Below are 19,494 nucleotides of genomic sequence, written 5' to 3'. Positions count from 1 at the left end.
GAGTGCACAAAAAGTAGAAACCTTTCATATTTCGACATACGGTTGCCAGATGAATCTCGCCGATTCGTCGACGTTGGCGTCTACCCTGATAACCAGGGGATACCGGCGTGTTGCGGACGAATCCCAGGCCGACCTGATCATCCTGAATACCTGTTCCGTGAGGGAAAAGGCAGAGGACCGCGTGTATGGCCGGCTCGGCGAGATCTACCGCTTCAAAAAGCAAAAGCCGCACCTGAAGGTGGCGGTGGTTGGCTGCATGGCCCAGCGACTAGGGGATGATCTGAGACGGCGGGTCCCCCATGTTGACTTTGTCCTTGGGACCGATCGCCTGTTTGAACTCCCCGACGCTCTCGAGGGAATCGAGGGGACCAGTTCCGTCATGACCGCGTTTGGTCATGAGAATATGGATATGATCGCGCCGATCAAGGAGACTCCCTATTCCGGTTTTGTTACCATCTCCCGGGGCTGCGACAACTACTGCACTTATTGCATAGTCCCATACGTGCGCGGGAAAGAGCGCGAACACTCCGCTGATTACATTGTCGATGCGGTCAAGAAGATGGTGGATGAGGGAGTGGTTGAGGTCACACTGCTGGGACAGAATGTCAACAGCTACGAATTTGACGGGACGGACTTTCCCGGACTGCTTGCTCGCGTTTCCCGCGAAACGGGTATTGCGCGGGTGCGTTTCATGACCTCCCATCCCAAAGATCTCTCCCGCAAGCTGGTCGATACTCTGGCCGATGAGCCCAAGGTGATGCCTCATATCCATCTCCCGCTGCAGTCCGGGGCAAACCGGGTCCTGCAGAAGATGGGGCGCATCTACACGATCGAGCATTATCTGAGGATCGTTGAGTATATCCGCAAAAAGCTCGAGTATGTCTCCCTGACCACCGACTTGATTGTCGGATTCCCGACTGAGACAGAGGAGGAGTTTGAGGCGACTCTCGATGCCGTCAGGGCTGTCCAGTACGATTCGGCTTTCATGTTCCGGTACTCCGTTCGTCCGGGAACCACCGCCGCACAGTATCCGGATGATGTTCCTGAAGAGGACAAGATTCGCCGTCTCAACAAGCTGATCGCCTTGCAGCAATCGGTGAGTTACGATCGGAACCAACGTGAGATCGGCCAGGTGCGGTCATCGCTGATCGAAGGAGCCTCGCGGCGTTCCGACGAGTATCTGCGCGCGCGAACCGAAGGAAATAAGACTATCCTGTTTAAGACTGATGAGCCGTTGTCGCCCGGAATGGTTGTCCCTATCAGGGTAAACTCGGCCGATGCTTTCACCCTCCATGGGGAGATAGCGGAACTGAACTGATGACCACTCTCTGGACCACCATACCGATGGCCTTGCTGGCGGCAGGTTTGCTGACCTTTCTTTTTCTTCGCCTGCAGCTACATCGGATCAGTGGCGCCGGAAGAGCCGCCTATATCGGCGGAGCGGTCCTGATCATATTAGTCGCGACCTGGAATGTATTTACTTCGGTCTCCGATTACTCCACCTGGTTTGTCATTACCGCGTATCCGATACTGAGCGCCGCCGCGTACATTGTGCTGGCAATTGGTCTCGGTCTGGTGGTCGTGGCACTTGCGTTTTTCGCTGATAACCAGCGCATCAACCGTGAGGAACTGGAGATCCGGGAGAATCGACTTGGGCTGTTGCAGACCCTCCAACTCGAAACGCGCGCTTCTTATCAACTGCTGGAATTGCTCTCTTTGGCCCTTCGCGAGATACTGTTGCAGACTCCCGAACGGGCAGGGGTGACCTTCCTGATCAATCGTGGAAAGCGCCAACTGATCCTCGGCGCAACCGCCAATCTGACCAAGAATGAGATCGCCAACCTTGAGCATTTTACGCTTGAACGTAATGCCGTCGCGCAAGCGATCGACCTGGGCGATCCGATGATCGCCGGTTCATTCGAACTGACCGATGCGAAGGGTATGCCGGTTCAATCCCGTTTTCAGTCGAGTCTGGTACTCCCGCTGATCTCCGGAAGTGAAAAAATCGGCGCCATTGTTTTACTAGCGGAAGAACCACGCTCGTTCAGTCGGGCTGAACTTCTCTATCTGGCTCCTGTCACTGACTGGGTCGCCGAAAAGATCCGAACAACTCGATTGACACGTGAGTTGTCGCTCGCCAGGACCGAATTAGAGCAAGTGAATAACCGCCAGAGCGTCTTGATCGATCGGCTCTCTGCCTCGGCGCAATCGTTGGCCGGGTCTGGAAGTCTGCCTGATTTCTGTCGCCAATTGGTCGGACTTGCCGGATCATCGGAGGTCTACCTCTGCGGTCTTTCCGGCAGCAGCATTCAGGTCTATGGTGGCACGGAATCACTGACTGATCTTACCGAACAATATCGCCTGACACTCACCGAGGCTCTGGAGCGGCGCAAGCCCCTGATCATCAATCATGAATCTACTGAGCGCGATGGCCATGCCTCGATCGTCCGTTCATCGCTGGTCTTTCCAGTAGTGAACGATGCCACTGATGCGCTTCTGCTGCGCAAAGACGGGGGACCGTTTGTGGTCAGCGATCAGGACCTCCGGCTCTTGGCGTTTTTTGGTTTGCTCGCTCGATTTGCACTGCAACAACGTGAGACCTCTCGACGCGATCTTTCCCGCCGCCTCGGTTTTGAGAAAGTGATTCAGCTCATTGAACCGCCCACGGATGAAGATTCGGCACGCCATCGCGCCGGTTACTTCATGCGCCATCTGGCAGAGATTCTCCCGACACATTCTCAGGTGATCACGCTGCTGAGTCTCCCCAACGGTTCATTTTCTGCCGGCGATGCATATCGCGCGGAATTGACCGACCTGGTCGATCTGCTTATTGAACCTGGTGAAGGACTCGTGGGTGAAGCGATCAATCAGGGTGGACCGCAATTCGTTTATGGAAAGCGCGCCGTGCTGTCTTCGATCGAGACTTTCAGTCCGTCATCGCAACAGATCCTGCACTCGGTGTTTGGCGAACGGCGACTTCCGCAAATGATGGCCGCTTGTCCGCTGGCAGGTCCTACCGGTTTCTCTGAAGTGGTTCTGTTTTTCTTCTATGACCTCCCCGAAAACGAAAAACTGGAGTGGGAACGGTTGCTGACCCTGGCGGTTGGTCTGTATGCCTTGCGTAGTAACCTTTCATCTCTGGCGGGCAGGACCGAGAAGTTTGAGTTCTCCGCTCGGGATAGCGAGAAGATCGCGCCACTTATAAACCAACTTAACAACCATCTCTCCGCCGTGATCGGTTCAGCTGATCTGGCCGCCGGCAGGGAAGAGGTCTCAGGCGAATTGCGGACTCTGCTGCGGTCGATTGTTTCTGAAGCGGATCACGCCGCTAAACTGGTGAAACGGACACTGGTCCTTCCGGCCGAACCGGTGGTAGCAGCCGATGAAAACTCCGGAACAGTCAATCATGTGGTTGAGGCAGTACTTGGAGAAGTGCATATCTCCGGCGATCTGTATATGGCAGGTGGACGGCCACGTGAGCTTGACCTGAAACTTGGCAAAGCGACTGCCATTCATTTTGCTGACACCGAAGTAAGAAGTTTGTTCGAGTCCGTTCTAAATCGTTTTGCGGCGATTGCATCGGACGAGGACGTCATTTCTATTGCCACTTATTTGAAAGAGAATTTCCTCTACCTGGACATTTCTCGCCACCGGAAGAACTTCCCGCCGGTGGAATCGGTAGCTTCGTTTGGTGACTATTTGCCGGCCGATCAGGCGTTCCAGCATCGGCCATCCGATATGTTTCTGAAACCTGTCAGTCAGGGTGTCTGTTATTTTGCGGCCGACAAGACCGGTCCGACTCCAGCCTATCTCAGCTTTAAGTTTCCGGTAAAAGGATCGACTTCCGCTTCTCAGCCATCGAAATCTGGTCGCCAGGTGCGGGTGCTCGCCATTGACGATCAGGCGGTCATTCTCGATCTGATTTCGGCCATGTGCCAATCCCTCGGATATTACGTGCAGACCGCCTCAAGCGGCTCTGAGGGGCTCAGAATGGCTTCTACGGGGAAGTTTGACATCATCCTGACCGACCTTGCCATGCCGGACCTTACCGGCCTTGATGTTGCCCGTCAGATTCGGGCCTTCCAACCCCAAGTCCCGATTATCCTTGTAACCGGTTGGGAGGCAGGCCTTGACCAGTCGGAGATCGATGCTGCCGGAATCACCGAAATCCTTCTCAAGCCGTTCCGGATCGAACAACTGACCGATATTATTCGTTCGTTGGCCGCAAAAATAGGCTAACCTGCAACAGGTCAACCAGTTTCCTCAACTTTCTCCCAAATCTTCCGACATAGGGAACAACGGTGTGAGTTACCCTATGGATAAAATGACCATTCTCGAAGATATCTCGCGAAACGACGACATTCTTTCATTGCCGCAGGCCCTGAACGAACTTCTCCGGGAGATCGAAAAGGCCAACTACTCGACTGAATCGCTTGCCCGGATCATTCTCAAGGATCCGGCGCTGACATCCCGTATCCTCAAACTGGCCAATTCATCTTTTTACCAGAGATTCAGTCGCACCACCACCGTTCAGCAGGCGGTACAGGTGCTCGGGATCAGTACTGTCAAGTGCATGGCGCTCTCCTCCTCGGTATTTAATGCTGAACGATTCTCGCGCGCCGCGTACGTGAACACCAAACATCTGTTTGCGGACAATCTGACGGTCGCCGTGGCTGCTGAAAAGATCGCTAAAGTCACCTCTGTCAAAGCGTCGGATGAAGCCTTTATCGCTGGTTTGCTGCATGATGTCGGCGTACTCTATTTCATCAATCACTATCCTGAACAATATGAGAAGATCGCGCTTAAGAAAGTGCGCGCCAATAACCTTATCGAGGCCGAACGACAGGTCTTCGGCACCGATCATTGCGAGGTCGGCTATCACTTGTCGATCCGCTGGCGTTTGCCGGTCGCGATCTGCGAGTCGATCCGCGACCACCACGTTTTCTCGAATCTTACTCCCGGACCCAGCACTCCCAACCTGATTCGATTGGCCAGCCTGTTGGGGCATGCATCTGCCGATGACTACGGCTGGGACCCGGTTGAACGGATGACCCGGACCAATCAGCTCGCGCAGGTTTTGAACCTCTCCAAGGAAGATATCGAGCAGATCTCGGTCACCCTGATGACCGATGCTCTTGCGGCGGCAGAATTCCTCGACACCGATATTGGCAAGGTCGAAGACCTCCTCATGCGCGCAAATAAAGAGATCTGGCGCACTTACCTGATCGTGCACAACCTCTTCCAGGAACGCCAGGAACTGAGCCAGAAACTGCTCAAGGAAGAGCGCGAGAAGGGGATGATCGAATCGAAAAATATCGCTATCGCCACCCTCTCTCACTACGTCAACAATGCCGCTATGGCGATGTATGGGCGCACCCAGTTGCTCCGCCAGCGCCTTAACCGTGGTGATACGGCCAAAGTACTCGAATCGCTCCCGGGGAGCCTGGATGTCATTGAAAATGCGGTTCGTAAGACTGTTGCGGTCATCGCCGAGATCAAAGACATTTCGCCTATCGATGAAGTCGAGTTCTATACGATGTCCCAGGCTATGAAACTGGATGACCGGATCAGCCGGAGAGTCAAGGAATTGGCCGAGGATTCCGGTCTGGTCCTCCCCGATGATGCAGCCATGGATGACGTTCCTTCCCGTTGACCTTTCCATTGCCAGAGCATAGATTCTATCCATGTTGCGTTACCTGACAGCCGGCGAATCGCACGGTCCCCAGCTCACTGCCATTCTCGATGGACTCCCGGCAGGTCTGCCGATCGATCCTGAACGGATCGCCTTCCAGATGGCTCGCCGTCAGAAGGGGTATGGCCGCGGCGGGCGCATGAAGATCGAACAGGATCGCGCTGAGTTTGTCTCGGGCATCCGCCACGGACTGACACTTGGCTCGCCGATCTCACTGGTTATTCGCAACAAGGACTGGGAGAATTGGACGGAGATAATGCACCCGTTCGATCCGATCCCACCAAAACTGGATCTCCGCAAACAACGTCTGGCCTACGATACCACCACGCCTCGTCCCGGCCATGCCGATCTTCCGGGGGGGATCAAGTGGAACCATCATGATCTGCGCAATGTGCTTGAACGCGCCTCCGCTCGTGAAACCGCAGCACGCGTAGCAGTCGGCTCGCTGGCGCGGCAATTGCTCGAGTACTTTGACGTGCAGTTTGCGTCACACGTAGTCAGGATCGGCGAAGTTGCCATGACTAAGAAGGTAGATCTGTCCGATCTGACCAAAGTACAGGATATCACTGAAAACTCGGAAGTGCGCTGCCTCCATAAAGCGACCGAAAAGCAGATGATCGAAGCCATTCGGCAAGCGAAAAAAAAACGCGATTCGCTTGGCGGGATTGTCGAACTGATAGTCCGCGGTCTCCCTGTCGGACTCGGTGGTTTCTCGCAGTGGGATCAGCGGCTCGACGGCCGTATCGCATCTGCCTTGATGTCCGTCCATTCGGTTAAGGGGATCGAGATCGGCCAGGGATTTAAGTCAGCCGAATTGCGTGGTTCCAAAGTGCACGACCAGATCTACTACGACCCAAAAGGGTACGCAACGCGCAAGCATTTCTACCGCAAGACAAATAATGCCGGTGGACTCGAGGCCGGCATTACCAACGGCGAAGACCTGGTCATCCGAGTGGCCAACAAGCCGATCTCCACATTGAACCAGCCGCTCGATTCTGTTGATGTCAAAACCAAAAAGCCAGCCAAGGCCTTGGTCGAACGGACCGACAATTGCGTCGTCCCGGCTTTGGCAGTGGTCTGCGAGGCGGCTCTGGCGCTCGTCCTCGCCGACGCATTCCTGACCAAGTTCGGTTCAGATAATATCGAAGAAACCTCGCGCAATTATCGCGCCTTTCTTGACTCCTCGTATTAATTCTCGTTTAATTCCCTCATCAGATCTGATAAAGAGAAGAGGAGTTCTCATGCAATCACGTGCCTTATCCGGTCGGATTCAGGATATGTCCGCCGACTGTGTTATAGTTCCCGTCGCCGCCTACACCAGCGTCAAAGGATCTCTCCTGAAACAGCTCGACTCTGCGTCCAAAGGCGCAGTCAGTTCGCTGTTGACCTACGGCGAATTTAGTGGAAAACCGGGCGAATCTGCGGCCATTTTCAACCCTGCTGGCTTCAAAGCCAAACGAGTGTTGCTAGTTGGGCTTGGTGAAGAATCGGCAATCACGGCCGACAGTTTCCGCTCTGCAATCGGCAGTGTCTCCCGATCCAAAACACTCAGCAACAGCCGTAAAGTTGTCGTCTATTTTGATGACTTTACCAATGACGATTTCTATCAGGCCTCGCTCGAGGGGTACCTGCTGGGCTCATGGATGATGACCGAATTCCGTTCCGGCGACGCCCGAAAGGATAACCGCAAAATTGTCGAACTGAACCTCGCAGTGAGCAACAAGCGAGATATTCCCACTCTTCAGCAGGCGATCAAACGAGCACAGGTGATCGCAGAGGGACAGAATCTGGCTCGTCGTCTGACCTATACTCCAGCCAATTATCTTACTCCACGGATATATGCGAAAAAGATGCAGGAACTCGCCCGCAAGTACGGTGTCCAATGCCGTGTTCTCGATGAGAAGGCGATCGAACGTGAACGGATGGGCTGCTTGCTCGGCGTCTCGCGTGGATCCGCAGAACCACCACGCTTTGTTATCCTCAAGTACAACGGACGTCGCGATGGCCAGAAGCCGATCGTTCTGGTAGGGAAGGGTGTCACCTTTGATGCCGGCGGTATCTCGATCAAGCCTGCCGAAAACATGCACGAGATGAAAGGGGATATGCACGGTTCTGCCACGATGCTGGCAACCATCATTACCGCAGCTCGTCTTAAACTCCCCGTGAATCTCGTCACTCTAACTCCACTGACCGAAAACCTCCCGTCAGGTACCGCCACGAAGCCTGGCGATGTCCTCGTCTCGCGCAAAGGGTTGACGGTTGAGATTCTCAATACCGATGCGGAGGGGAGACTGATCCTGGCCGACGCACTTGACTACGCCAATCAATTCGACCCGCAGGCAGTGATTGATATCGCTACCCTGACCGGCGCGGCGCTTTTTGTGCTTGGGTACGCCGGAGCACCCGTGCTTGGAAACAACGACGACTTGATGGCTCAATTGGCCGAGTCGTCCCATGCCACTTCTGAGAAAACCTGGCGTATGCCGATCTGGGATGAGTTCCGCGACGCGATGAAGGGCTCGCTGACCGACCTGATTAACACAGGTGGACGACCCGCCGGTACTATGACGGCGACGGCGTTTCTCGAGAACTTTGTTGGCAATTGGCCATGGGCACATATAGACATAGCTTACTGCGACTATGAGCCGAAGGGACGCCCCTATCAGCCGAAAGGGGCCACCGGATTTGGAGTCCGCCTGCTGACGCACATGCTGATGAATTGGCGACGACCCAAGAAGTAGCTTATACAACTCCTGAACGAAAAGAGGCCGGATCGATCGATCCGGCCTCTTGCATTTATATGATAGTCAGACTGACTACTTCGAAGCTGACGTCGAAGTCCCCTTCGACCAGGCCGGAGCCCAATCGGTACCGGGGCCGGTCAACCGCTTCAGATTGCTACCTGTGATATCGCAGATGTAGATCGAACCATCATGAGTCGAGAAGGTCAACCATTTGCCATCGGGCGACCACGACGGTGCGATCGGACGCATCGCCGCATTGGCCGGTGGCGTGAAGACTTCGAACGTCGACTTCAGGTCCGGAGTCGTAATGAAAATACCAGACTTCTGCAGATCATTCCGCACATAAGCGAGCCATTTCCCGTCCGGGGACCAGGCTGGAGCAATACAGTTGAGCATCTTTTTGGTCTGCAACTTGACGGACTCGAGACTAACCATGAAGTTCGCCTTATTCAGTACGGCGAGTCCTTGCGGCTTGTTTTCATACATGTGTACAAACGCCACATCTCCGGTCGGGCTGACAGTAGGATTCATGAAGTACTCCTTCATGTTCTGCCAGTCTTTGCGCAGGATGCTCTGTCCGCCACCGTCGTCATCCATAAGGCAAACTTGATAATTCGGCGACTCGGCATTCACGATATTGGCATTCATATCCCGCACAAACATGATCGACTGCCCATCGGGGCTCCATTCCGGATCACGTCCCCCGACATCCATCGTCAGGCGGCGCCACCACAAGGTGTTGCCGACCGCCGCAGAGTCGAGAAAGCAGACGAATACATCGTACAGCTTCTTAACGCCGCCGGAATTATCCGGCTCCTGGAATTGGATCTTTCCCGAACGGGTATAGGCGATTCGTTTGCCGTCCGGCGCCCAGGATATCCGGCCATCGGCATTTTTGACTTCAGCAACCCGCTGCTGGCGCTGGCCATCAGCATCCATCACCCAGATGTCGCCATCTCGGATGAACGCGATCCGTCCGGAAGGACGGGCAGGGATGGTTCCGGCCTGAGCGGCCGGGAGCTTTGATTGGGCAAAAGAAGAGCCGCCGTCACCAAGACTGCTCAGGAGCATCACCAGGACGGCGGCAGTAAGCGTACACAGATGTCGTTTCAAACTCTCTATCTCCAGTGTTTCTGACAGTTTCGCTGGCGTCAAGATAGGGATGAATCGCCACCTGTCAAGGTGCCGGGAGAAACCGGCTTACCAGCCAAAGTACTTTTTCAGCGCAAACCGGGCTCGGACACCTGACATCTTCAGGTCAACCCGGCTATCCGGACTTTCGTTGTAGGTGGCGACCACTTCCTGGTCTGCAGAGTTATACCAAGCGACATTGCTAAAGTTCAGGTGTAAATAGTTCGCTTCAGCCGCAAATGTCAGACCGCCAAAACCGACCGGATAGTCAACTCCGCCACCGATACTGAATCCCGGCGCGTTCCCCTTAAATGTCGTATTGGCACCATCGGGGGTAGCAGTAGAGAGGTTCAAATTCTCATATTGGGGGAAAAGATCCCAATTTACCTGATAATAGCCGACATTTCCGGTTATCCAAGCCGAGCCGCCATTCAACACATCGCCGGCCGAGCGCGGATTCCAGATGCTGTAGCTGACGCCTGTATAAGCGCCATACACCTTGATCTCCGACTGCGGATCGGTCAACTCAACCGGACCACCACCCGACGGTGGGGCATACGTGATCGAACCGGACAACTGATCGCCGGTCTTCAGCCAGTATTCACCGCCAAATAGCCACGACAGCTTGCGATTCATGCCTACGCCGACTTCGAGACCGGCCGCCAACGCGTTATCCAGAGTCGAGAATTTCCCGCCGGACAGACTGCTATTGACATGGTTGGTGAAGGAATTGTACTCGTTAAACCGGTTGATGCGGTTCACGGTGAAGTTTGCCGAAACCCAGCCGAGCTTTTTCGGGCGATGCTTTTTCTCGGTCTTTTTCAGGAATTGATTGACCAATTCCTGTTCTTTCGGAGTCGGGGCTGAGATCGCGGATGACGCGATGATGGCGACTCCCGCCAATGCTAGAGCAAGACGAACACGCATTTTTCCTCCGGGTATCGAACTGTTCCTGATAGTCGTTAACTGGAATATCGGAAGAATCAGGACAAATCTTGACCATCCCAAGCGGTTCGCTCCCATGAGAAAAGGCGGGTCCGGGGACCCGCCTTTAAAGACGTCAATATACTTTCAGCTCAGTCTTTGACCGTACTGTAGTCCATGCCGGACAACTGCTTATACAGGTTCCAGCGGCGCTGGCAGTCCATCTGGCCAGCCTGCAACAACCATTTGGCCCGTTCCGGGTCTTTGCCGATGAGCGTCCGCCAGCGGTTTTCCGCGTACGCGTACTGCTCAAACGGTATAGTGGGTTCCTTGCTGTCCAACTGCAGCGGATTCTTCCCCTGATGGAGCAGATCCGGATTGTAGCGATACAGCATCCAGTGGCCCGACTTCACGGCGAGATCTTCATGCCCCATTCCCTGGGCCATGTCGATTCCGTGGGCGATGCAATGACCGTAGGCAATGATCAGTGACGGTCCGTTGTACTTCTCAGCCTCAACAAACGCTTTCACTGCCTGGTTATGGCTCGCGCCAATTGCCACCTGAGCGACATAGACGTTACCATACGACATCATCATCATCCCAAGGTCTTTCTTGGGCGTTGCCTTACCGGCCGCCGCGAACTGCGCTGTGGAACCACGCGGAGTCGCTTTCGACATCTGACCACCGGTATTGGAGTAGACCTCGGTATCGAGTACCAGCACGTTGACATTCAGTCCCGATGCCAGTACGTGATCCAGTCCGCCAAATCCGATATCATACGCCCAGCCATCTCCACCGATCACCCAGACCGATTTATTGACCAGGAAGTTGGCAACGTTCTTCAGAGCGATGATCTTCTCAGAGCCATTCATGGTCTCAAGAGCCTTGAGCAGCTTCTGAACGCGGGCGCGTTGCAACTCGATCCCTTCCTGGTTCGACTGATCAGCGCCATGCAACTCATCGTACATGGTCGGCACTAGCTCTTTGACCAATTCAAACGCATACTCTTTCAGCTTGTCAGCCGTGAGACGCATTCCAAATCCAAACTCGGCATTATCCTCAAACAGAGAGTTCGACCAGGCAGGGCCACGACCATCGGCCCGCTGGCAGTACGGCGTGGTCGGGAGATTGCCGCCGTAGATCGATGAACAGCCAGTGGCGTTGGCGCAGAGTGCGCGATCGCCGTACAACTGGCTCATCAACTTAACATACGGAGTCTCGCCGCAGCCGGCGCATGCTCCAGAGAACTCAAAGAGCGGCTTCACAAACTGCGAGCCCTTGGGAGTTTCGAGATTGTACAGCTTCGGATCAGTATCCGGCAGGACATTGAGGAAGAAGTCCCAATTTTTGGCCTCCTGCTCGCGGATAGGAGCCTGAACAGCCATATTGATCGCTTTGAATTCCGACTTGGTGCCGTCGGCGTTTTTCTTTACCGCCGGACAGGCATTCACGCAAACAACACAACCGGTGCAATCTTCCGGCGCGACCTGCAGCGAGTAATACATCCCCTCAAACTGCTTGGTCATCGCTTTGGCATATTTGAAGTCCTTTGGCGCTTTTTCGATGAAGCTGGCATCAAAGACTTTCGGGCGGATCGCCGCATGCGGGCAAACCAGGGCGCAGATGTTGCACTGGATACAGAGGTCAGTCTCCCAAACCGGAATATCGACCGCGATATTGCGCTTCTCGTATTGCGTTGTTCCGGTCGGGTAGGTTCCGTCATCCGGGAAAGCAGAGACCGGTAGGTCATCGCCGCGACCGGCAATGATCTCGGCTGTCACAGTCTGCACGAATTCGGGCGCGAAAGCCGGCACAACAGGCGGGCGGACGACCGTGCTGGTTGCCTTGGCCGGATATTTCACTTCATGAATACCTTCGATCGCGGCATCTACCGCGGCGAAGTTCATGTTCACGACCTTGTCACCCTTACTGCCATAAGTCTTCACGATCGCTTTCTTGATCGCTTCGATCGCCTTATCGCGTGGCAGCACACCGGAGATGACAAAGAATGCCGTCTGCATGATCATATTAATGCGGGCGCCCAATCCAAGCTTTTTGGCAATGGCGATAGCATCGATCACGTAGAATTTCGCCTTCTTTGCGATGATCGCATCCTGTACTTCGCGAGGGAGTTTGTCCCAGACTTCATTCGGCCCATAAATAGAGGTCAGCAGGAAGACACCGTTTTCCTGCAACTTCTCGACCATTTCATACTTCTCGAGGAAGCTGCTGTTGTGGCAGGCGACAAACTGTGCCTCTTTGATCAAGTAAGGCTTCCGGATCGGCTCTTTGCCGAAACGAAGGTGCGACACGGTGATGGCGCCGGCCTTCTTCGAGTCATACACGAAGTAACCCTGCGCCCAGTTGTCTGTATTCTCACCAATGATCTTGATCGAGTTCTTGTTGGCGCCAACGGTACCATCTGCGCCCAATCCAAAGAAGAGACCCCTAAATGTATCACCTTCGATATCAAAACTGAGATCGGGATCAAGCGACGTAAAGGTCACGTCATCTTTGATACCGACGGTGAAGTGATTTTTGGGCTCCTTTGCGTCCATGTTATCAAGGATCGCTTTGACCATCGGCGGATTAAACTCTTTCGATCCGAGTCCGTACCGTCCGCCAATGATGTGCGGGTGTGTGTGGAACTGGGCAATGCCACGGTCCAGCATCTCGTTGATCGCCGACTGAACATCGGTATACAGCGGTTCGCCAACCGAGCCTGGCTCTTTTGTCCGGTCCATCACCGCGATCTTCTTGACCGAAGCGGGGAGCGACTTCGCAAAATGCTCAACCGAGAATGGACGATACAAGCGGACCTTGATCATGCCGACTTTTTCGCCCTTGGCCACCAGGTGATCGACTGTCTCGTGGACCACTTCGGCGCCGGTTCCCATGATGATGATCACCTTCTCAGCCTGCGGGTGACCGAAATAATCAAACAACTTGTACTGGCGTCCGGCTATTGCGGCAAACTTATCCATAGCGTCCTGGATGATCTTCGGAGCGGCTATGTAATACTTATTGACCGTCTCGCGTCCCTGGAAATAGACATCCGGGTTCTGCGAGGTTCCTTTGATGGTCGGGAAGTCAGGGGAGAGGGCGCGGCGGCGATGCTTGGCGATCAGTTCTTCGTCCATCATCTGCCGCATATCTTCAAACGACACCTCTTCGACCTTTTGAACTTCGTGTGAGGTCCGGAAACCATCGAAGAAATGAATGAACGGTACCCGGCTGGCCAGCGCGCCTGCCTGGGAGATCAAGGCCATATCCATGACTTCCTGCACCGAGCCGGATGCGAGCAGTCCAAATCCGGTGGAACGCGTCGCCATCACGTCGGAATGGTCGCCAAAGATGGAGAGTGCCTGAGTGGCGATAGCGCGAGCAGAGACATGGAACACCGTCGGTGTCATTTCGCCGGCGATCTTGAACATGTTCGGGATCATCAGCAACAGACCCTGCGAGGCCGTGAACGTGGTCGTCAGCGCACCGGTGGTGAGTGCACCATGGACTGCACCAGAAGCGCCGCCCTCGGACTGCATTTCGACAACGGTCGGAATCGACCCCCAAATATTCCGTTCCTTGGCCGCTGATTTCGCATCACATATTTCACCCATGTTGGATGACGGCGTGATCGGATAGATCGCGATTACTTCATTAGTCGCGTGAGCGACGTGGGCGGCCGCTGTATTGCCGTCGATGGTCACCATCCGGCGCTTCTTTTCTTTGCCGGTGGAACCCTCTTTTTGTATTTTCACAGCATCCTTTAACATAACCAACTCCTGCTTATTCTTATGCCCCAATATCACTCTTCTGATATCGGCGCTGACTCAACTTTCGACAACGTTATATCCTTTTGCCCTTGATACTTTCCTTTTTTGTCGCCGTATGAGGTCTGACAAAGCTCATCGGATTCGATGAACAGGATCTGGGCAATTCCTTCATTGGCATACACTCTGACCGGGCGGGGAGAGCTATTGGCCATCGAGACCGTCGCGTACCCTTCCCATTCAGGTTCAAAAGGTGTGACATTCACAATTACCCCCGATCGTGCATAGGTCGATTTGCCAAAACAGACCGTTATGACATTGCGCGGGATCTTGAAATACTCGCGCGAGCGACCCAGCATGAAAGAATTGGGGGGGAGAACGACAGAAGCCGCCTTAATGTCTACAAAGGCGGCTGAACCGGGTATCTTGGGGTCAATGATCTGCGTGGCCTCGGGGTCAAACATTTTGAACTCGTCTGCGAGACTGAAGTCGTAGCCGTAGGACGAGACCCCGAAACTGATGCCGGTACGAACCTGGCTTTCGGCGAACGGAGCGATCATCTGATGGTTTTTGGCCATCTCAATGATCCATCGATCTGACTTTACCGGCATGGCGTCATTTCCTCCGCTGAAAAATCCACGTTTCATCGATTATACGTGAATTTTTTCGCAAAGTAAACTAAATAACGCCCATTTGCGACATTTTTAGTCTTAGCCTTTTACCGCCTTGCTCCGCTGCCATTCGATCAGATCGGCAACCGTGTATTGCTCGAAAACCGAGACCAACTGCCGCTCTGCGATCATCACAACTTCACGCAAAGCACAGAAGTGGTGCCCGTTCCGATCGCACGTCCGAATGTCCTTGATACACTTCATGAGATGGTAGGGACCTTGAATCGTCTCCAACACCTCTTTGATCGTGATCTCTTTCGGATCGCGAGCGAGAGTGAACCCGCCGCGGACGCCACGATGGGATCGCACGATCCCCGATTTTGAGAGTGACTGGAAGATCTTGGCGAGGAATTTCTCCGGAATATTTTGTGATTCCGAGATCTCCGAAAGCGGGGTTACGATTTGACGGTCTTTCTCCGCCAGATACAGGACGCCAAACATCCCATACTCTTCCGCCTTGGTGAATTGCATAGCGACCTACCTTGCCCAAGGGCCACGTTATAAAAAACGAAACCTCTCATCGGATAAGCTACTTATCCGATACTTTATGTCTTTATATCGGCAAAGTTACAGAACATAGACCTTTAAGTCAACTACTTTCGTTACTTTTTTCACAAAAAGGTGGGTAATCTGTTGCGAGACAAAAGAGAGGAACTTCCGAAAAAGTGCTTTCCCCAAGTGCCCCTTTCGGCTACATTTACGGGTTCTAAGGTAATATATGCAAAAAGACTCGACTACTGGACTATTGATAGTATACACGGGCGACGGCAAAGGGAAGACCACTGCCGCGCTCGGTATGTGTGTTCGCGCTGTCGGATACAATTGGAATATCTGCTTGATTCAATTCGTCAAAGGCTCGTGGAAGTATGGTGAATTGAAGGGACTCAAACGACTTGAACCAAATGTGGAATTGCATGTTATCGGGGAAGGATTTGTTGGTATTCTGGATGACCAGAAGTCATTCGAAGAACATCGCGAAGCTGCCCGCAATGGGGTCGCTCTCGCCCTGGAGAAATTGCGTTCAGGGCAGTATCCATTAGTGATTCTCGATGAACTGAATGTCGCCTATTCTTTGGGTTTGGTCACTCAGGATGAACTTGAAGAGATCGTGGCCGCTCGCGATCCGTTGAAAAATCTGGTCATAACCGGCCGCGGCGCCTCGGATTGGCTGAAGGAACGAGCTGACCTCGTAACTGAAATGCGAGAGATCAAACATCCCTACCAAAAAGGGATCCTCGCCCAAAAAGGGGTCGATTGGTAACTATCTGACCACATTCGCTCGTTTTCTGATTTGACGCGAATGTGAAGTCGAAAAGGATGCACTGAATGGCACAGGAAAAGCAATACGAAGTGATTGTAGTCGGCGGCGGCCCGGGTGGCCTCTGCGCCGGTATGTATAGCGCCCGCGCTCGCAGAAAAACCGTCTGTCTTGAGAAATATCTCCCGGGTGGGCAGATTGCCCTTACCGGAGAAGTGGAAGATTATCTCGGGTTTGAACATATCAGTGGGGCTGAACTCGGCCAGCGCTTTACCGACCATGCCAAGAAATTCGGTCTTGAGATCGAAATGGAAGAGGTCGAGGAAGTCTACACTGAGGGCGAAGACCGTATCGCCCGGTGCGCATCCGGCAATACCTATCGCGCCAAAGCGCTCATTCTCTCAACTGGTGGCTCTCCAGTGCGACTCAATATTCCCGGAGAGCAGGAATATGGCGGCAAAGGTGTCTCATACTGTGCCATATGTGATGGCGCATTCTTCCGGGATAAGGTAATTGCGGTCGTGGGTGGCGGAGATGCGGCAGTTGAAGAGGGGGCATATCTGACCAAGTACGGCTCCAAAGTCTACATCATACATCGTCGCGATGAGCTACGCGCCCAGAAGATCATCCAGCAACGGGCTTTCGCGAACCCCAAGATCGAGTTTATCTGGGATTCAGCGGTTGAAGAGGTCAACGGAAATGGTGGCATCATTTCCAGCCTTACCCTGAAAAACCTGAAATCCGGTCAACTTTCGACACTTGATGTCGGCGCGGTCTTTATATATGTCGGTTTCCGTCCTAATTCCAATCTGGTCCGCGAGCAACTGCGCAAAGACGAGGGAGGGTATATCCTGACCAATGACCGGATGGAGACCTCCGTCCCTGGTATCTTTGCGTGTGGCGATGTCCGCGCGCAATTAGTGCGCCAGGTGACCAATGCCGTCGGCGATGGAACCACCGCGGCTGTGGCGGCGGAAAAATATATCGAGGCGCTGGAAGATCGACACGCGCAGCGGGTCTAACCAGATCCGCACACAACAGACGTTCGGGCAGGGATGCCGAAGACAGTCGCTGGTTAGGCCGCCTGATACGACGACCCATCCTTTTTTATCTGAATATTAATCTCTGCCGCAAGTATGCAACTCTGTACACTAGGTACTGAAACTTTTGGACAATCCATCCGTTTACAAAAGCCATGAGGGAGAATACTATGCCGGAGACTAATCTCGATATGAGCGCAACGGCGCTCCCCGAAAACAAGGGCCTTGCTCTGCGCGGCCTATGGGAAGTTTTTACTGCCCCAACGAGCTTCTTTCAGAAACTGGCGGAATCCCCGAAGATCCTTCTTCCCTGGATACTCATTGGTATTATTGCTGCCATCTCGTTCATTCTGATGGCCGATGTCATCTTCGAGACGCAATGGCAGAACCCCGAATTCCAGGAGCAAATGCAAAACAGTCCTGGCATGACCAAAGAACGCATGCAATCGATCATGGCAGTAACCACTCCTATCTTTGGGACATTGGCGTTATTGCTGGCTCCGCTCCTGATCGCCGCGCTCGCCTCATTTTGGGGGAATTTCGTCTTTGGCGGACAAGCCACATTTAGGCAGTTGTTGTCCGTTTCACTGTACGGAGAGCTTCTTTACTTTTTGGCACCATGGTACTGCTGCTGCCGCTGGTGTTAGCCAAAGGCAGTCTGGCAGTCAGCTTTTCGCCCGCGGTGCTGGTTGCTCATCTGGGCATCGAAAGTCCCGCCTATATTGCGTTGTCCAAACTTTCCGTCTTCCATATCTGGGAGATCATTGTACTAAGTATAGGTTTCGCGGCCTGTCTGAAGATCTCCAGGAACAAGGGATACGCAGTCGCTCTGCTGTCCGCTGGCCTGGTAGCAGTCATTCATGTCGCTTACACCTGGATAGCATCGATGTTTTAATATTGTAAGGAGAGATAGATGAAGTTTCTGCAACGTGGTCTGTTCGCCGCCCTATTCGCGGTAGTACTTTTCGGGAGCGTGGCTCAGGCCGCTGTCCTGACCCTTGATGACGCCATTGATATGGCGCTCAAAAACCGCTCATCGATCATCGCCGCTCGCGGATCCGAAGAGCTTGCCAAGGCCGGCAAGCGTGCGGCTCTCGGCGCGTTTTTGCCGAAGATCGACGCTTCCTACGATTGGTACAAGAATAAGTACACCAATCAGAAGTTTGAAGGACCAGATTCCTCCGGTACGCTGGTCGATGGTGAATACCCCGATGTTACTCTCACCAACAAATCGCTCGGTTTTGGTGGCCGAATTTCCTTTACCCTTCCGGACGCGGTACTTGGGTACCTCGCAGCCAAGGAAGATGCTGTGGTTGCCGGCCTCGATGTCATCTCCTCTGAGCAGGATCTGATCCTGGCGGTCAAGACTCGCTACTACGCCTATCTTGCTGCGGAACAGAATATCGGCGTGCAGGAAGAAGCGGTGAAGCGGTCGGAAGAACAGCTTAAGCTGATCCAATCCCGCTTTGAACTCGGTTCTGCGGCGAAGTCTGATGTTCTCAAGCAGCGCGTCCAATATGGGAATGACAAGTTGAACCTGCTGCAGGCGCGCAACAGCGTCATCAGCACCAAAGCGAGTCTTTCTTACACGATCGGCCTCGATCCTACCCAGGAGCACCAGTTCTCGACAGAGTACATCGTCCGCGAATACGCCGGCAGTCTGGATGAGGCGTTGCAGTATGGTTTTGCGCATAGTCCCGATCTGCTGGCGCAGGAACGGAATATCAAAGCGGCCAAACTTCGCCTGACAGATTCGAAGACTGACTACTTGCCGAAATTTTCCCCACTCTTGTCATACGGCTATGGCAAGGACTGGACTGAAAACGGTGGTTCCTCATGGGAATCCGGCACCACTATGACTTACGGCTTCGCGCTGACCTGGAATATCTTTGATGGCTTCCAGCGTGAGCAGAACGTCACCGCACGCCGTGTTGCTTTCAACAATGCGAAAGCGTCAGCCGCCGACGCTCGCAACCTGACCGCCAGCGACATCAAGTCGACCTATCTCGAGATCGAGCAACTGCGCGAACAGAAAAAGGTCTCGCAGGAAAACGTCGATGCGGCCACTGAAGATCTGAAGATCACACAGGAAAAATATAATCTGGGCGCCGCGACCATTCTTGATCTGCTGAACGCCCAGGTCTCCTTGAAACAGGCGCAGGTATCGCTGATCCAGGCCGATTTTGACCTGAATCTCTCTGTCTCGCGTCTCGAAAACTCAATGGGCAAGATGTAAGGTCTGCTAAGCAGGCAAAGGCTGTATC

15 protein-coding genes are annotated in these 19,494 nt (G+C 53.8%); 10 read left to right on the top strand and 5 right to left on the bottom strand.

Annotated features, from left to right (window positions below):
* The first annotated feature begins 49 nt into the window (after nucleotides 1–49).
* The 5 genes from miaB (at nucleotide 50) to IPH75_05730 (ending at nucleotide 8,433) form a co-directional block, all read left to right on the top strand.
* The gene (gene miaB / locus IPH75_05750) at nucleotides 50–1,318 is read left to right on the top strand and encodes a tRNA (N6-isopentenyl adenosine(37)-C2)-methylthiotransferase MiaB (protein MBK7141564.1); all 1,269 of its coding nucleotides are present in this window, start codon (nucleotides 50–52) and stop codon (nucleotides 1,316–1,318) included.
* A complete protein-coding gene (locus IPH75_05745) occupies nucleotides 1,318–4,239 on the top strand; it encodes a response regulator (GenBank protein ID MBK7141563.1) in 2,922 nt (973 codons plus the stop codon). Before miaB ends, IPH75_05745 begins: the two co-directional genes overlap by 1 nt.
* A 64-nt stretch (nucleotides 4,240–4,303) precedes the next feature.
* Entirely contained in the window at nucleotides 4,304–5,653 is a 1,350-nt protein-coding gene (locus IPH75_05740) for an HDOD domain-containing protein (protein MBK7141562.1), read from the top strand.
* Nucleotides 5,654–5,687: 34 nt separating this feature from the next.
* On the top strand, nucleotides 5,688–6,884 hold the full coding sequence (aroC, locus tag IPH75_05735; GenBank protein ID MBK7141561.1) for a chorismate synthase: 1,197 nt from the start codon (nucleotides 5,688–5,690) through the stop codon (nucleotides 6,882–6,884).
* A gap of 49 nt (nucleotides 6,885–6,933) precedes the next feature.
* Nucleotides 6,934–8,433, top strand: coding sequence for a leucyl aminopeptidase (locus IPH75_05730; GenBank protein ID MBK7141560.1), 1,500 nt, complete (start codon nucleotides 6,934–6,936; stop codon nucleotides 8,431–8,433).
* Nucleotides 8,434–8,508: 75 nt separating this feature from the next.
* Here IPH75_05730 and IPH75_05725 read toward each other — a convergent pair whose 3' ends face one another.
* The 5 genes from IPH75_05725 to IPH75_05705 all read right to left on the bottom strand — a co-directional run bounded on the left by IPH75_05725 (nucleotide 8,509) and on the right by IPH75_05705 (nucleotide 15,403).
* Entirely contained in the window at nucleotides 8,509–9,549 is a 1,041-nt protein-coding gene (locus IPH75_05725; GenBank protein MBK7141559.1) for a PD40 domain-containing protein, read from the bottom strand.
* 87 nt (nucleotides 9,550–9,636) lie between these two features.
* Complete coding sequence (locus IPH75_05720) at nucleotides 9,637–10,494, bottom strand: hypothetical protein (GenBank protein MBK7141558.1); 858 nt, start codon at nucleotides 10,492–10,494, stop codon at nucleotides 9,637–9,639.
* A gap of 149 nt (nucleotides 10,495–10,643) precedes the next feature.
* The gene (gene nifJ, locus IPH75_05715; protein ID MBK7141557.1) at nucleotides 10,644–14,264 is read right to left on the bottom strand and encodes a pyruvate:ferredoxin (flavodoxin) oxidoreductase; all 3,621 of its coding nucleotides are present in this window, start codon (nucleotides 14,262–14,264) and stop codon (nucleotides 10,644–10,646) included.
* Between the two features lie 32 nt (nucleotides 14,265–14,296).
* Nucleotides 14,297–14,872 carry a dCTP deaminase gene (locus IPH75_05710; GenBank protein ID MBK7141556.1) on the bottom strand — a complete coding sequence of 192 codons (576 nt, stop codon included), beginning with the start codon at nucleotides 14,870–14,872 and terminating at the stop codon, nucleotides 14,297–14,299.
* Between the two features lie 99 nt (nucleotides 14,873–14,971).
* The gene (locus IPH75_05705; protein MBK7141555.1) at nucleotides 14,972–15,403 is read right to left on the bottom strand and encodes an Rrf2 family transcriptional regulator; all 432 of its coding nucleotides are present in this window, start codon (nucleotides 15,401–15,403) and stop codon (nucleotides 14,972–14,974) included.
* A 247-nt stretch (nucleotides 15,404–15,650) separates the two neighbouring features.
* On the opposite strand from IPH75_05705, the gene cobO reads away from it, so the two are divergent.
* From cobO to IPH75_05680, 5 genes are all read left to right on the top strand, one after another.
* Complete coding sequence (gene cobO / locus IPH75_05700; protein ID MBK7141554.1) at nucleotides 15,651–16,193, top strand: cob(I)yrinic acid a,c-diamide adenosyltransferase; 543 nt, start codon at nucleotides 15,651–15,653, stop codon at nucleotides 16,191–16,193.
* 65 nt (nucleotides 16,194–16,258) lie between these two features.
* Nucleotides 16,259–17,212 (top strand): thioredoxin-disulfide reductase, encoded by a 954-nt coding sequence (trxB, locus tag IPH75_05695; protein MBK7141553.1) that lies wholly within the window; start codon nucleotides 16,259–16,261, stop codon nucleotides 17,210–17,212.
* 188 nt (nucleotides 17,213–17,400) lie between these two features.
* A complete protein-coding gene (locus IPH75_05690; GenBank protein ID MBK7141552.1) occupies nucleotides 17,401–17,877 on the top strand; it encodes a YIP1 family protein in 477 nt (158 codons plus the stop codon).
* The gene (locus tag IPH75_05685; protein ID MBK7141551.1) at nucleotides 17,850–18,125 is read left to right on the top strand and encodes a hypothetical protein; all 276 of its coding nucleotides are present in this window, start codon (nucleotides 17,850–17,852) and stop codon (nucleotides 18,123–18,125) included. The genes IPH75_05690 and IPH75_05685 overlap by 28 nt, the downstream gene beginning before the upstream one ends.
* Nucleotides 18,126–18,143: 18 nt before the next feature.
* The gene (locus tag IPH75_05680) at nucleotides 18,144–19,466 is read left to right on the top strand and encodes a TolC family protein (GenBank protein MBK7141550.1); all 1,323 of its coding nucleotides are present in this window, start codon (nucleotides 18,144–18,146) and stop codon (nucleotides 19,464–19,466) included.
* The last annotated feature ends 28 nt before the right edge of the window (nucleotides 19,467–19,494 follow it).

This window comes from bacterium (assembly GCA_016708025.1).
Taxonomy (GTDB): Bacteria; Zixibacteria; MSB-5A5; order GN15; family FEB-12; genus FEB-12.
This window is presented reverse-complemented; position numbering and strand designations above follow the sequence as displayed.

Bases quoted from the DNA above. Each gene is read 5' to 3' on its own strand.
- miaB (MBK7141564.1), top strand. From the start codon at position 50: ATGAATCTCGCCGATTCGTCGACGTTGGCGTCTACCCTGATAACCAGG.
- IPH75_05745 (MBK7141563.1), top strand. From the start codon at position 1,318: ATGACCACTCTCTGGACCACCATACCGATGGCCTTGCTGGCGGCAGGT.
- IPH75_05730 (MBK7141560.1), top strand. From the start codon at position 6,934: ATGCAATCACGTGCCTTATCCGGTCGGATTCAGGATATGTCCGCCGAC.
- IPH75_05720 (MBK7141558.1), bottom strand. From the start codon at position 10,494: ATGCGTGTTCGTCTTGCTCTAGCATTGGCGGGAGTCGCCATCATCGCG.
- nifJ (MBK7141557.1), bottom strand. From the start codon at position 14,264: ATGTTAAAGGATGCTGTGAAAATACAAAAAGAGGGTTCCACCGGCAAA.
- IPH75_05710 (MBK7141556.1), bottom strand. From the start codon at position 14,872: ATGCCGGTAAAGTCAGATCGATGGATCATTGAGATGGCCAAAAACCAT.
- IPH75_05705 (MBK7141555.1), bottom strand. From the start codon at position 15,403: ATGCAATTCACCAAGGCGGAAGAGTATGGGATGTTTGGCGTCCTGTAT.
- cobO (MBK7141554.1), top strand. From the start codon at position 15,651: ATGCAAAAAGACTCGACTACTGGACTATTGATAGTATACACGGGCGAC.
- trxB (MBK7141553.1), top strand. From the start codon at position 16,259: ATGGCACAGGAAAAGCAATACGAAGTGATTGTAGTCGGCGGCGGCCCG.
- IPH75_05690 (MBK7141552.1), top strand. From the start codon at position 17,401: ATGCCGGAGACTAATCTCGATATGAGCGCAACGGCGCTCCCCGAAAAC.
- IPH75_05685 (MBK7141551.1), top strand. From the start codon at position 17,850: ATGGTACTGCTGCTGCCGCTGGTGTTAGCCAAAGGCAGTCTGGCAGTC.
- IPH75_05680 (MBK7141550.1), top strand. From the start codon at position 18,144: ATGAAGTTTCTGCAACGTGGTCTGTTCGCCGCCCTATTCGCGGTAGTA.